The following is a 13,298-nucleotide window of genomic DNA, read 5'->3' as shown; positions in this document are numbered from 1 at the left end:
TTTCCGTCATGGCACCGACCACCGAGACCCTGACCGCCGAGCGCATCCTCGAAGCGACCGAGGAGGTGCTGCGCCGCCACGGCCCGGCGAAGGCCACCGTGGTGGACGTGGCCCGCGCGCTCGGCGTCAGTCACGGCAGTGTCTACCGCCACTTCCGTACGAAGACGGCGCTGCGGGAGGCGGTGACGGAGCGCTGGCTGGACCGCACGTCGCAGACGCTGTCCGGGATCGTCGCCGAGGACCGGGCCGCCGAGGACCGGCTGCGCGACTGGCTGACGGGGCTGTTCGCGGCCAAGCGCCACAAGTCGGGCGACGATCCCCAGCTGTTCGCCACGTACATGGTGCTGATCGGCGAGACCAGTGAGGTCGTGGACCGGCACATCGCCGACCTCACCGGGCAGCTCGCCCGCATCATCGGGGACGGCGTCACCGGCGGGACCTTCACGGCCGCCGACCCCGGGACCACCGCCCGCGCCGTCTTCGACGCCACCGGCCGTTTCCACGACCCCTGTTACGCCCGCGACTGGCAACAGCCGGGCATCGACGGGGAGTTCGACGCGGTGGTGGAGCTCGTACTGCGCGGTCTGCGGGCCTGACGGCTACTGCCCCGGACCGCCCCCCTAGGCGGCGCAGAACTCGTTGCCCTCCGGGTCCTGCATGAGCCACCAGTGGCCGGCCGGTCCCTTGTCGAACTCGCGGACGCGGGTGGCGCCGAGGGATTCCAGGCGGGCGACGAGCGCGTCGAGGGCGTGCGGCTCGCTGTGGATGTCGATGTGGAGCCGGTTCTTCGTGGTCCGGGGTTCGGGGACGTCCTGGAAGAGGATCCGCCGGCCGTGGCTGACCCCGCTCGTCTCGTCGTACGGGTCCTCCGGGTGCCGGATCGCCGCGTAGCCGCGGAAGACCCGGCGTCCCCCGTGCTCGGTGACCGCCTGCTCGGGGAGCTGGCCGGCGTCCAGCAGCCGGCCGATGAGGGGGCTCGGATCCTCCACCTCGTACTCCAGCGCCGCGGCCCAGAAGTCCGCGAGCGCGGGCGCGTCCTGTGTGTCGACGACCAGTTTCCAGTTCAGAGCTGCCATGTAACTGGTTATATTGGTTACATGGGGTCGACGTCCACTACCGCGGGCCTGTTGCTCACTTCGCACAGCGGGGTCACCTTCCGGTTCGACCCGGGCGCGCTGTGTCTGGAGCTGCTCACCACCGGCGGCCCGGGCGCGTTCGCCCGGTACGAGGTGCTGCATGCGCCCGCCGACCTCGTCGGCTGGGCGGACCGGTCGCGGCTGACCCCGACGCCCGGCCTGGAGGCAACCGACGACGAGGTGGCGGACACCCGCCGGACGCGCGACGCGCTGTGGCGGGCGGTGATCGCCCGGACGAACGGCGAGCCGGCCGCCCCCGGCGACCTGGCCGTCGTCAACGAAGCCGCCGCCCGGCCCCCGCTCACGCCCGCCTTCGGGGCGGACGGCACGCGCGGCTGGGCCGGGACGGCGGACGGCTCACAGCTGCTCTCCACCGTCGCCCGCGACGCGATCGACCTGCTGGCCGGCCCCTACGCGCACCGCGTCCGGATGTGCGCGGCCGACGACTGCTTCCTCGTCTTCGTCGACATCTCCCGCCCCGGCCGGCGCCGCTGGTGCTCGATGGAGCACTGCGGCAACCGCCACAAGGTACGGACCCTGCGCGCACGCCGAAGCGAAGGGCCGCCCGAAGAGGGGTGACCGCCAGGCCACGGAGGTCACCCTGCGGTTCTCAACTCCCGGGGGCCTAGGGTCCCGTGGGATCCACCGTCGCCTGGTGCGCCTCGACGAGATGTTCCTCCGCCTTCAGCCAGGGCAGGAACTGCGCCGCTTTGCGCCATCCGCACGTGTCGCATCTGATCGTCCGCTGCACGCCCGCGCGTTGCACATGTACGACGTGCTCGCGCCCGTGCTGGTCCCAGCGGCTTACCTTGCTCGTGTTGATCTGCAGCATGACACCTCCAGGTGTGATCGCTCCGCCCGCGCAGCAAGGAGTGTGCAGCAAGACCAACATCAACGGGGGTTCTTGCACGGCGAGTTCACCACAAGGTCGTTCCCGGTCCGGATCCGTCGCACTACGTGAATCTGATCCGACGTTCCGTGTCCGGAACGGCACTCCCGGCCGGTCGTGCGCGGCACGCAGCGACGGTACCCCCTAGCTGATCGTCCGCGGCAGACGCAGGCTCAGGGCGGTCGTCAGGGCCACCCCCGCCAGCTGCACGAGGAGGGTGATGACGAGGGCGTCCCGCATGCCCATGCCCGGGATCAGGGCCAGGAACAGGGAACCGAGGGTCGCGACTCCCAGGGCCAGTGCCGACTGCTGGGTGGTGATCATGACGCCGCTGCCGACACCGCCCCGCTCCGGCGGGACCTCGGAGAGGATGATCCGGAAGATGATGGGGAGTTGGAGCGCCTGCCCCGTGCCGGCCACCGCGACGCCCGGCAGCAGCTCCGCCACTCCCAGGCCCGGCCAGGAGCGCCAGGCCGTGAGGGCGATGAGCGCCACGCCGACCGCCTGGATCAGGCCGCCGGCGGTGACGACCCGGGTGCCGTACCGGGCTACGAGCCGCGGGCCGCACAGGGAGACGACGAAGAAGGCGACGGCCATCGGGGCGAGCGCCAGTCCCGCCCGGACCGGGCCGAGTCCCGCGCCCTCCTGGAGCGCCACCGCGATCACGAACATGAAGCCGCTGAAGCCGATCGAGAACGGCACGACCATCACGAGACCGCGGCGCAGCGAGGGAAGGGCGAGCAGGCTCGGCGGCACCAGGGGCGTACGGCCCTGCCGGTCCGCCCGCCGCTCCACGGCGTAGAAGGCGGCCGCCGCGAACGGGAACAGCACGAGCGAGAGCCACGTCCACAGCGGCCAGCCCGCCGCCCGGCCCTCGGTCAGCGGAGCGAGCAGGGCCAGCAGGGAGACGGCGAGCAGGACCGTGCCGGGGCCGTCCACCGGCTCGGGGTTCGGCGAGCGGGTCTCCGGGACGGCGCGGGCGGCCAGCACCAGGCCGAGGATCACCACCGGCACGTTCACCAGGAACACCGACCGCCAGCCGCTGCCCGCGATGTCCGCCGCGACCAGGACGCCGCCCAGGATCTGCCCGGCCACCATGGAGAGGCCGGCCGTCGCGCCGTACAGGCCCATCGCCTTGGCGCGGCGCTGTCCCGCGGTCGCCGACTGGATGGTGGCGAGCACCTGCGGCAGCATCGCGGCGGCTGCCGCGCCCTGTGCGACGCGCGCCGCCACCAGCGTCCAGGCGGTCGGTGCCAGACCGCAGGCCAGCGAAGTCAGGCCGAAGGCGGCCATGCCGGCGAGGAAGAGCCGGCGGCGTCCGAACAGGTCGCCAAGCCGCCCGCCGAGGACGAGGAGGACGGCGTACGAGACGCCGTATCCGGCGATCACGAGTTCGAGGACGGCCTCGCTCGCGTGCAGGTCCCGGCCCATCGTCGGCAGGGCCACGTTGACGATGAAGAAGTCGATGAGAGGAAGGGCCGCGCCCAGCAGCACGGTGAAGAGCCCCAGACCGCCGAGCGCGGGTGGGGCGGAGGATCGGACGGCACTACGGTCGAGAGTTCCGGTTTCGGTCACGTACACAGCCTTGTCCTGATCTCAGCCTGGTACCAGAGTCTTCTTATCCTGGTAGCAGAAGTACCTGGAAACAGGGTGCGGAGTGCGGCAGGCTGGGGGCATGACGACCATGACGCAGGAGTGGACGACAGCGGTACGGGGCGACGGCGGCCGGGCCTCGGAGATCCGGCGGCACGAGCTCGCCGCCTTCCTGCGCCACCGGCGCGAGCACGTCACGCCCGAGCGGGTCGGCCTGCCCCGCGGGCCCCGCCGGCGCACCCCCGGCCTGCGCCGCGAGGAGGTCGCCCAGCTTGCCGCGGTCGGCGTCACCTGGTACACGTGGCTCGAACAGGCCCGGGACATCCACGTCTCCGTGCAGGTGCTCGACGCCCTCGCCCGCACCCTGATGCTCGACCCCAGCGAGCGCCTTCATCTCTTCCAGCTGGCCGGGGCCGTGGATCCGGCGCCCACCTCGGACTGCCCGTCGGTGACGCCCGCGCTGCGGGCCGTCCTGGAGCAGCTGGAGCCGTTCCCGGCCTGTCTGCAGAACAGCCGGTACGACATCCTCGCGTACAACCGCACCTACGGACTGCTGCTGTGCGACCTCGACGCCGTACCGCCCGAGGACCGCAACTGCATGGTGCTCGCGTACACGCACGAGGAATGGCGTTCGTCGATCGTGCATCTGGAGGAGACCGCCCGGGTCATGGCCGCCAAGTTCCGCGCGTCGATGGCCGGGCATCTCGCCGACCCCGCCTGGAAGGCGCTCCTCAAGCGGCTGCGGGCGGAGTCCCCGGACTTCTGCGCGGCGTGGGACCGGCACGAGGTGCTCGCGCCGGGCACCAAGCGCAAGGAGTTCCGCAACGCCCACGTCGGCCGTCTCACCGTCGACCACACCGACCTCTGGCTGAGCCCGGACACCGGGCCGCGCCTGGTGACGTACGCACCCGCCGACGAGGAGACCCGTGAGGGGCTGGAGAAACTGCGGGCGATCGCCATGGAGCGCGGGACCGCTCGCTAGTCTCCGGAGTCTCCGGGGTGCTCAGACCCGTACGCCTGCCGCGTCCTTGACCTCGGGCGTCCCCAGCCGCTCGGCGGCGCGCTCGGCGGTCCGGCGGGCCCAGCGTCCGCTCGTCAGCGCGCCGACGACCAGCACCGCGAGGCCGCAGCCGGTGATGATCCACCAGCCGGGCCGGGCGGCCGACACGAAGAACTCCCGGTACGCGGACGCGTCGACCCCGGAGGCGAGGACCGCGCCGACCACGGCGACGCCGAGCGTGCCGCCGATCTGCCGGCTGGTCGAGGCCACGGCGGAGGCGACACCGGCCTGGTCCCTGGGCATCCCGGAGACGGCGGTGTTGGTGATGGGCGCGTTGACGAAGCCGAAGCCCAGACCGAAGAGGACATAGCCGATGACCAGGGTGGCGTTCGACGTCTCGGCCTCGAAGGCCGCGAACAGGACCCCGCTCGCGGTCATCGCGACGCCCGCGACCAGCAGGGAGAAGCGGGGCCCGCGACTGCCGACGAGGCGTCCGGACAGGGGCGCGCAGACGAGGGTCATGGCGGCCATGGGGAGCATCCACAGGCCCGCGTGCAACGCGTCCAGACCGCGCACGTTCTGCAGGTAGAGCGTCGACAGGAAGAGGAAGCCGCTGAGCGCGGCGAACGCGCTGATGGCGATGACCGTGGCCCCGCTGAACGGTGCCGAGCGGAAGAACCGCAGGTCGATGAGGGGTTCGGCGCGCCGGGGCTCGTACCGCAGGAGGCCGAGCAGCGCGCCGAGGGCGACCACGCCGAGCGCGATGGTCTTGATGGCGCCGGACGTCGGCGCCTCGATGATCGCGTACGTCAGCGAGCCGAGCAGGGCGATCACCAGGAGCTGGCCGACCGGGTCCGGGCGGCGCGCCTTGGGGGCGCGGGACTCGGGCACGTACCGCAGTGTGAGCAGCAGGGCGGCCAGGCCGACCGGGAGGTTGATCCAGAAGATCGAGCGCCAGCCGACCGAGTCCACCAGGAGGCCGCCGACCAGCGGTCCCGCGGCCATGGATATGCCGACCACGCCGCCCCAGACACCGATCGCGCGGGCGCGCTCACGCGGTTCCGTGAAGGTGTTGGTGATGATCGACATCGCGACCGGGTTCAGCATCGAGCCGCCGACCGCCTGGACCATGCGGAAGGCGATGAGCGATTCGAGGTTCGGGGCGATGGAGCACAGCAGCGAGCCGACGGTGAAGACGACCAGGCCCGCCTTGAAGACCCGGCGGCGGCCGATCCGGTCGGCGGTCGACCCCGCGAGCATCAGCAGCGAGGCGAGCACCAGGGTGTACGCGTCGATGGTCCACTGCAGGCCCGACACACTCGCGTGCAGCTCCCGCTGCATCGAGGGCAGGGCTACGTTCAGAACCGTGTTGTCGAGGCTCACGATCAGCAGACTCATACAGCAGATCGCGAGCACCAGCATGCGGCGGCGGGGGCTGAGCTCTGGCATTCCACCAGAATAACGCCGAGTCGGTAGTGCGTCTAACTAATGACTGATACATGATCTTCCGTCTCGTGTGCCGGACATCGTGTGCCGGACATCGGGCGCCGGCCGGCACGAGGAGCGTCGCCGGGGTGCGGGGACGCCGGAACGCGGGCACGTCGGGGCGCCGGGGTGCGGGGATGCCGGGGTGCGGTGGCGCCGGGACGCCGGGACGACAGGGCCCGCGCGAGCACCCTCCGCCGTACGCGACAATGGGGGAATGTCCGCGCCCACCCTCGCCCCCGCGTCCCCGCTGTCGATCGGCCCCCACACGGTGCAGCCGCCTGTCGTCCTCGCGCCCATGGCCGGCATCACGAACGCGCCCTTCCGTACGCTCTGCCGGGAGTTCTCCGGCGGCAAGGGCCTGTTCGTCAGCGAGATGATCACCACGCGGGCGCTGGTCGAGCGCAACGAGAAGACCATGCAGCTGGTCCGCTTCGACGCGAGCGAGCAGCCCCGCTCGATCCAGCTGTACGGCGTGGACCCGGCGACCGTCGGCAAGGCCGTCCGCATGATCGCGGAGGAGAACCTCGCCGACCACATCGACCTCAACTTCGGCTGCCCGGTGCCCAAGGTGACCCGCAAGGGCGGCGGCTCGGCGCTGCCGTACAAGCGGAATCTGCTGCGGGCGATCCTGCGGGAGGCCGTCGGCGGGGCCGGTGACCTGCCCGTCACCATGAAGATGCGCAAGGGCATCGACGACGACCACATCACGTATCTGGACGCCGGGCGGATCGCGGTCGAGGAGGGCGTGACGGCCATCGCGCTGCACGGCCGCACCGCCGCGCAGCACTACGGCGGCACGGCGGACTGGGACGCCATCGCGCGGCTGAAGGAGCACGTGCCCGAGATCCCGGTGCTCGGCAACGGCGACATCTGGTCGGCCGAGGACGCGGTGCGGATGGTGCGGGAGACGGGCTGCGACGGAGTGGTGGTCGGCCGCGGCTGCCTGGGCCGGCCCTGGCTCTTCGCCGACCTGGTGGCCGCCTTCGAGGGCCGCCCCGGGGACTACGCACGCCCGGCCCTGCGCGAGGTCGCGTCGGTCATGGTCCGGCACGCGACCCTGCTCGGCGAGTGGATCGGCGACGAGGCGCGCGGGGTCATCGACTTCCGCAAGCACGTCGCCTGGTACCTGAAGGGCTTCGCGGTCGGCTCCGACCTGCGCAGGCGTCTCGCGATCACCTCGTCCCTGGCCGAACTGCGGGACGGGCTGGACGAGTTGAACCTCGACCAGCCCTGGCCCGCCGGCGCCGACGGACCCCGCGGCCGCACCTCCGGCAACAACCGGGTGGTCCTGCCGGACGGCTGGCTGAAGGACCCGTACGACTGCGCGGGCATCACCGAGGACGCCGAACTGGACACGTCCGGCGGCTGATCGCCGCTCCGCCGGACGCTCCGGGTGACGGCCTCAGCCGCAGTGGCCGTGGCCGTTCGCGCCGACGCCGTCGATCGCGGTGTTCCACTGGATGCACTGACCCTTCGCGTCCAGGTAGATGGGCCCGGCATACGTCGAGTACGAGCCGCTGTCCGTCACGCTCGGAGCGCCGCGGCCGGCGTCGATGTTCAGCGAGACGGCCATCCACACCGGCGTGCCCGGGTTGTTGCGGATCGAGACCGCACAGTTCTTGCCGGTCGTCTTGTTGTACGTGACGTAGACCGTGCCCTTGTCGGGGACCGGCGTGGAGTCGATGACCGTGTAACCGGTACCGCAGACGCCGTTGTAGGCCGCCTGCGCGGTGGCGTCGGCCGCGGCGACCGCGGTCGTGCGGGGCGCCGCGGCGGCCGGGCCGGCGAAGACGGCGGTGCCGCCGAGAGCGGCGACGGCCAGCGCGGCGGCCGTGACGGTGCGACGAGAAAGATTCATGGTGTTCCCCCGTGGTCGGTGGTCGGTCAACTGGTGCCTGTTTCCTACGTGTGGTGAGACCAGGCGACCCGGGGGTTGGTTGTGGGCTCGTGTGTCACCGCTGTGTCACCGCTCCGTCACCGGCGGCGGGACATACGGCGGCAGCCTTCTCAGGCGCCTCCCACCGCGCTGAGCAGGGCCAGCGGGGCGGCCGCCGAGCGGGCCTCCCTGACACACGCGTGCGGGTAGGGCACCGGCTCGGCATGGGTGTCACGGCCGTAGCCCGCGAGCACCTCCGGGAGCCGGTGGCCGGCCGCGGTGGCCGCGTCGACCAGGGCGTGGGCGACCGTGCGTGCCTCGTCGTGCAGGCCGTAGCGGGCCAGGCCGAGCGTGATCAGCGCGTTGTCGTGGGGCCAGACCGAGCCCCGGTGGTACGACAGCGGGTGGTACGCGGCCTGTCCGGAGGCGAGGGTGCGCACGCCCCAGCCGGAGAAGAAGTCCGGTTCCAGGAGCCGACGGCCGACCAGTTCGCCGTACTCCTTGTCCAGGAGCCCCGACCAGAGCAGATGGCCCGCGTCGGAGGCGAGGGCGTCGACATGGCGGCCGTCACCGTCCAGCGCAAGCGCCGGGAAGGAGTGCTCCGCCATCCAGAAGTCCCGCTGGAAGCGGTCGCGGAGGTCGCCCGCCGCCTGCTCCAGTAAGGCCGCGTAGACCTCGTCGTCCCAGACCGTCCGCGCCAGCTGGGCGGTGCGGCGCAGCGCGTCGTACGCGTACCCCTGCGCGCCGGCCGCCATCACCGGCCCGGTGGCCCGGCTGCCGTCGGCCGAGCAGATGGCGCCGGGGGAGTCCTTCCAGTTCTGGTTGGCGAGGCCGCCCTCGTCCGCGCGGTAGACGAGATAGCCGCGTGAGGTCAGCCCGCCGTGGTCCAGCATCCAGCCGATGGCCGCCCGGGCGTGGGACTCCAGGCGCCGGGCCGGCGCGACGTCACCGGTCTGCTCGACATAGGCGCCGAGCAGGACGAGGAACAGCGGCGTCGCGTCCACCGAGCCGTAGTAGCGGCCGAACGGCACCTGCCCGAAGTGCGCCAGCTCGCCGTACCGCACCTCGTGCACGATCTTGCCGGGCTGCGCGACCGGTCCCGTCCCCGTCTCGGTCGCCTGGGTGGCGGCGAGCGCGGGCAGCGTGGCGGCGGCGAGCTGCGGCCGGTAGGGGAGCGCGAAGAGCGAGGTGAGCAGGGCGTCGCGGCCGAGCAGGGTGAGGAACCAGGGGGCGCCTGCGGCGGGCACCCGCAGCTCCTCGCCGTCCGGTCCGTTGGCCGGGACCTGCAGCACCGCCAGGTCGGACAGTCCCCGCGCGCAGGCCGCGGCGAGCTCGGGCCAGCCCGTCGGGAAGGGCACGCCCTCCGCGAACTGCCCTTCCAGCACGCGGAGTTGTTTGTTGGCGGCGGCGGGGGAGCGCGGCACACGCGGCTGGCGGGTCGCGCCGTGCGGACGGGCCGCGACCCGCAGCGACAGCTCCGCCGAACCGTGCGGTTCGAGATCGAGGGTCCAGACGAGGCGACGGGCGCCCGTGCCCGTCTCCTCGACGCCGTCCGGCGCGGGCTCGGACGTGACCGTCGTACAGGACCGCCACTCGCCGCGCTGATAGCTGAACTCCACGCCGTCGTCGAGGACTTGGCGGGAGCGTACGGCGCCCGTCTTGGCGTAGGTGCGGTGGTCGGAGCGCAGCTCGAACTGGTCCGTGAAGTCGGCGTCGGCGGTGACCGCGATCCGGACCGTGGTGGGCGTGGGGCGGTTGCTGGTGACGCGCAGCGCCTCCACGAACGCGCCCTCGGCGACGGCCTGTTCCCGGAACAGCGTGTACGCCGGCGGCTCCTGGCGTCCGCCGCGCGGCACGAGCACGCAGCGCGCCGTGTCCCCGTCCCCGACCGGGGTGAGTGTCTCGGGCACCGCGCCGTCGACGGTCAGCTGCCAGCGACTCAAGTGCCGTGCGTCCCGCACGAACAGGCCGTCCGGTGCGCTCTGTCCGCGCACCCCGCTGATGTCCCCGCCGTCGCCCACGGCAGCGAACGTCCCACCGCGCACGAGCAGATGATGCCGGTCCGTCATCGCCGGTCCCCTCCCTTGTCACCCATGTCGAACGTGCCGGACCCCGTCGAGGACACGTCGGCCACGCCGTGTCCCGGGGGCTCGTGAAGCAGATCGAGCGTGACCGCGGCCGTCCAGCTGAAGCCGAGCGCCCCACAGCCCTCGCCGGTGTACGGATCCACGTACTCGGCGAATCCGGACTCGCCGGCCGTGCCGAGCAGCGCGGTCCGCAGTGTGTCCGCCCGGGCGTGCTCCCCGTGCAGCCGCAGTCCGCGCTCCAGCAGCCAGTTGGTGTTGAACCAGGCCGGCCCGCGCCAGTACCGGTGCGGGTCGAACGCCTCGCCGGTGAGGTCGTAGCTCGGCACGAGCCGGGTGGCCGAGCCGAGCCCGAAGTGCGGGCCGTGGACGGTGCGCACGAGCGCGGTGGCGACCTCGCGGGGGAGCGCGGGCAGGATCAGCGGCACCAGGCCGGCGACCCCGCGCTCGGGGATCAGGTCCCCGTGCACGTCCCGGCAGAAGAACATGGACCGCGCCGGGTCCCACAGCCGCTCCACCAGGGCCCCGGTCAGCCGCTCCGCGCGGGTGTGCCGGGCCGTCCCGGTCGCGCCCAGTTCGCGGGCGATCCGGGCCAGGGCGTGCTCCGAGGCGATCAGCAGGGCGTTGAACGCCGGGTCCTCGACCGCGAACTCGCCCACCCCGTCCGCGTACCCGCGGTCGCGGTAGTCGGCGGCCAGCCGCACATACCGCCCGTAGTCGAGATCCGTCGGGCGGTCCTCGGCAGCCCCGTGGTCGAGGTCCGCCCGGCGGAAGGAGCGGGGCGCGGCCGGCGTGACCCGGCTCAGCGGCGCGTCCCAGCAGGGGCTGTTGTCCATGCCCTGCTCCCACGGGTGCACCACGGAGGCGAGCCCGCCGCCGCCCAGGTCCCTGCGGTGCAGGAGGTAGCGGTGCCAGGCCGCGAGACGCGGGTAGACCCGGGAGAGGAAGCCGCGGGCCCGCGACAGGCCCGGGTCGGCGCAGTGCACCAGCCATGCGGCGAGCGCGTGCACCGGTGGCTGCACGATGCCCGACGTCTGTACGGTGCGCGGGGCGCCCGCAGCGCGCCCCGCGGTCGAGGAGCGCCAGAAGTCCGGGCTCGGGAAGTACGCGTCCAGCGGCACGGAGGGGTTGAAGACGATGTGCGGGATCCGCCCGTCCGCCCACTGGGCGGTCAGCAGCGTCTCCAGCTCCGTCTGGGCCCGTAAGGGGGACAGATGGCGCAGCCCGATCGCGATGAAGGCCGAGTCCCAGGACCACTGGTGCGGATACAGACCGCGCGAGGGCACGGTGGACGTCCCCGTCCAGTTCCCGTTCAGCACCCGGGCTGCCCTGAGATGCAGCGAACCGGACAGGTCGGCTGGATCGTATACGACCGTCGCGGACGAACCGATGGCGCCGGGACCGGCCGCGGGAGGCGGTCCCGAGGTGCGCACGGGGGTGGTGATTCCCGTGCGACGGGCGGTGAGCTGGGTTGTGCGGTCCACTCAGGTCTCCCCGAAGACATCCTGCCGACCAGTTCGGCACTAGCTACCGTAGGGTTACGTCTATTTAACACGCAAAACTCAATATGTAATGCAGAGTTGGTGAACGCAAGGGGGTGGGCATGCCAGGAAGGGCGGCGAAGGCCATGAGGGCCGGGAACCAGGCAAGCGCCGGAGAACTGCTCGCACTCGTGCGCAGCGGCCGGGCCACGACGCGCGGCGCGCTGCAACAGGCCACCGGTCTGTCCCGGGCGACCGTCGGGCAGCGCCTCGACCGGCTGTTCCGGGCGGGCTGGCTGCGCGAGGGCGCGGGCGGCCCGGTGGACTCGCCGCTCGGCGGCCGGCCGTCCATCACGCTCGAATTCGACGACGCGCACGCCGTCGTCCTCGCCGCGGACCTCGACACCCGGCACGCGCGCGCGGCCGTCCTCACCCTGACCGGCGAGATCCTGGCCGAGCACATGGGCGTTCTCGTCATCGACGACGGGCCGGAGGCGGTGCTCGGCGAACTCGGCCGGTGGCTGGCCGAGCTGGTGCAGAAGTCGGGGCGGAGCGCCGCCGCGGTGTGCGGGATCGGGCTCGCGGTCCCGGGGCCCGTGGACACCGACAGCGGCCGGGTCGTGCAGCCGCCGATCATGCCGGGCTGGGACGGCTACGACATAAGAGGCCGTCTCGGCCGCGCCTTCGCCGAGCACGCGGGCACCGACGCGAGCGCCCACGTGCCGGTCCTCGTCGACAACGACGCCAACCTGATGGCGTACGGCGAACAGCGCACCGGATACCCGGGCTGCTCGGCGTTCGCCCTGGTCAAGGTCTCCACCGGCATCGGCGCCGGGGTCGTGGTCGGCGGCTCCGTCTACCGGGGCATCGACGGGGGCGCCGGGGACATCGGGCACATCCGCGTCCCCGGTGGCGCCGACGCGCTGTGCAAGTGCGGCTCGTACGGCTGTCTGGCCGCCGTCGCGAGCGGTGGCGCGGTGGCGCGGCGGCTCGCCGAGGCCGGAGTGCCCGCCGCCTCGGGCTCGGACGTGCGCGGGCTGCTGGCGGCCGGCCACCCGGAGGCGGTCGCGCTCGCGCGCGAGGCCGGCCGGCATGTCGGCGACGTGCTGGCGACCGTGGTGACCCTGCTGAATCCCGGCGTCCTGATGATCGCCGGGGATTTGGCCGGAACCCACTTCCTCACCGGCGTGCGCGAGCTGCTCTACCAGCGGGCGCTGCCCCGCTCCACCGCTCATCTGGAGGTGGTGACCGCGCGGCTCGGGGAGCGGGCCGGGCTGGTCGGCGCCGGGGCGCTGGTCGTGGAGCATCTGTACGCGCCCGAGCGGGTGGAGCAGCGGCTCGCCGCCCTCGGCGTGTGACGTCCGTGTGACGTGTCCACGGGACGGTCCGCATGGTGAAATCCGGTCGCCCGCCGGGCGTGATTCTCGCCACTCTGATAGGGGTGGCGCTCAGATGAGCGATTCATGAGCGACTGCACTTCCCTAAGGGGTGGCACTCAGTGCCACCCCTTGATCGTTCACCGGATGAACTCAGGTGTGCCGAGCGCCGCTCAGGTGAGCGTGTATCGGGATCTACGGGCGTTGATTCATTCAAGAAGTGAAAACATCCGCTCAGCTTGGCTTGCCAAGCCTTGACTTTCGATCTGCTGGCGGACGGGTGGTTACAGGCGCATGACGCACAAGTGGACGTACCCAGATGCCTTCGATCTGGGTATGTTCCCCGACGTCAGGGCAGCCACCGCGACGTCGAGG

12 protein-coding genes are annotated in these 13,298 nt (G+C 72.3%); 5 read left to right on the top strand and 7 right to left on the bottom strand.

The annotated features are described in order from the left end of the window. Positions 1-8: 8 nt before the first annotated feature. Entirely contained in the window at positions 9-596 is a 588-nt protein-coding gene (locus ACFWM2_RS24085) for a TetR family transcriptional regulator (RefSeq protein ID WP_383283450.1), read from the top strand. A gap of 24 nt (positions 597-620) precedes the next feature. On the opposite strand, the gene ACFWM2_RS24080 is transcribed toward ACFWM2_RS24085, so the two are convergent. After that, the gene (locus ACFWM2_RS24080) at positions 621-1,076 is read right to left on the bottom strand and encodes a VOC family protein (protein WP_383283448.1); all 456 of its coding nucleotides are present in this window, start codon (positions 1,074-1,076) and stop codon (positions 621-623) included. 21 nt (positions 1,077-1,097) lie between these two features. On the opposite strand from ACFWM2_RS24080, the gene ACFWM2_RS24075 reads away from it, so the two are divergent. Next, a complete protein-coding gene (locus ACFWM2_RS24075) occupies positions 1,098-1,715 on the top strand; it encodes a CGNR zinc finger domain-containing protein (RefSeq protein WP_383283446.1) in 618 nt (205 codons plus the stop codon). Between the two features lie 46 nt (positions 1,716-1,761). Here ACFWM2_RS24075 and ACFWM2_RS24070 read toward each other — a convergent pair whose 3' ends face one another. Together ACFWM2_RS24070 and ACFWM2_RS24065 are read right to left on the bottom strand one after the other, a co-directional pair. Next, positions 1,762-1,968, bottom strand: coding sequence for a hypothetical protein (locus ACFWM2_RS24070; RefSeq protein WP_383283443.1), 207 nt, complete (start codon positions 1,966-1,968; stop codon positions 1,762-1,764). 201 nt (positions 1,969-2,169) lie between these two features. Next, positions 2,170-3,600, bottom strand: a complete 1,431-nt coding sequence (locus ACFWM2_RS24065; protein WP_383283441.1) for an MFS transporter — start codon at positions 3,598-3,600, stop codon at positions 2,170-2,172. A 100-nt stretch (positions 3,601-3,700) separates the two neighbouring features. Between ACFWM2_RS24065 and ACFWM2_RS24060 the strand changes: the two genes are divergently transcribed. Further along, positions 3,701-4,600 (top strand): helix-turn-helix transcriptional regulator, encoded by a 900-nt coding sequence (locus ACFWM2_RS24060; RefSeq protein WP_383283438.1) that lies wholly within the window; start codon positions 3,701-3,703, stop codon positions 4,598-4,600. A 21-nt stretch (positions 4,601-4,621) separates the two neighbouring features. Here ACFWM2_RS24060 and ACFWM2_RS24055 read toward each other — a convergent pair whose 3' ends face one another. Then, complete coding sequence (locus tag ACFWM2_RS24055; protein WP_383283436.1) at positions 4,622-6,067, bottom strand: MFS transporter; 1,446 nt, start codon at positions 6,065-6,067, stop codon at positions 4,622-4,624. 253 nt (positions 6,068-6,320) lie between these two features. On the opposite strand from ACFWM2_RS24055, the gene dusB reads away from it, so the two are divergent. Next, on the top strand, positions 6,321-7,475 hold the full coding sequence (dusB, locus tag ACFWM2_RS24050; protein ID WP_383283433.1) for a tRNA dihydrouridine synthase DusB: 1,155 nt from the start codon (positions 6,321-6,323) through the stop codon (positions 7,473-7,475). A gap of 33 nt (positions 7,476-7,508) precedes the next feature. Here dusB and ACFWM2_RS24045 read toward each other — a convergent pair whose 3' ends face one another. The 3 genes from ACFWM2_RS24045 to ACFWM2_RS24035 form a co-directional block, all read right to left on the bottom strand. Further along, positions 7,509-7,964: a spore-associated protein A gene (locus ACFWM2_RS24045; RefSeq protein ID WP_383283430.1), complete on the bottom strand. Its 456-nt coding sequence runs from the start codon at positions 7,962-7,964 to the stop codon at positions 7,509-7,511. 149 nt (positions 7,965-8,113) lie between these two features. Beyond that, on the bottom strand, positions 8,114-10,051 hold the full coding sequence (locus tag ACFWM2_RS24040; RefSeq protein WP_383283428.1) for a glycogen debranching N-terminal domain-containing protein: 1,938 nt from the start codon (positions 10,049-10,051) through the stop codon (positions 8,114-8,116). Continuing rightward, the gene (locus ACFWM2_RS24035; protein ID WP_383283425.1) at positions 10,048-11,550 is read right to left on the bottom strand and encodes an amylo-alpha-1,6-glucosidase; all 1,503 of its coding nucleotides are present in this window, start codon (positions 11,548-11,550) and stop codon (positions 10,048-10,050) included. The genes ACFWM2_RS24040 and ACFWM2_RS24035 overlap by 4 nt, the downstream gene beginning before the upstream one ends. Before the next feature lie 119 nt (positions 11,551-11,669). Here ACFWM2_RS24035 and ACFWM2_RS24030 point away from each other — a divergent pair, with 119 nt between their 5' ends. Continuing rightward, the gene (locus tag ACFWM2_RS24030) at positions 11,670-12,905 is read left to right on the top strand and encodes an ROK family protein (RefSeq protein WP_383283423.1); all 1,236 of its coding nucleotides are present in this window, start codon (positions 11,670-11,672) and stop codon (positions 12,903-12,905) included. Positions 12,906-13,298: the final 393 nt, after the last annotated feature.

The organism is Streptomyces sp. NPDC058371, assembly GCF_042723265.1.
GTDB lineage: Bacteria > Actinomycetota > Actinomycetes > Streptomycetales > Streptomycetaceae > Streptomyces.
This window is presented reverse-complemented; position numbering and strand designations above follow the sequence as displayed.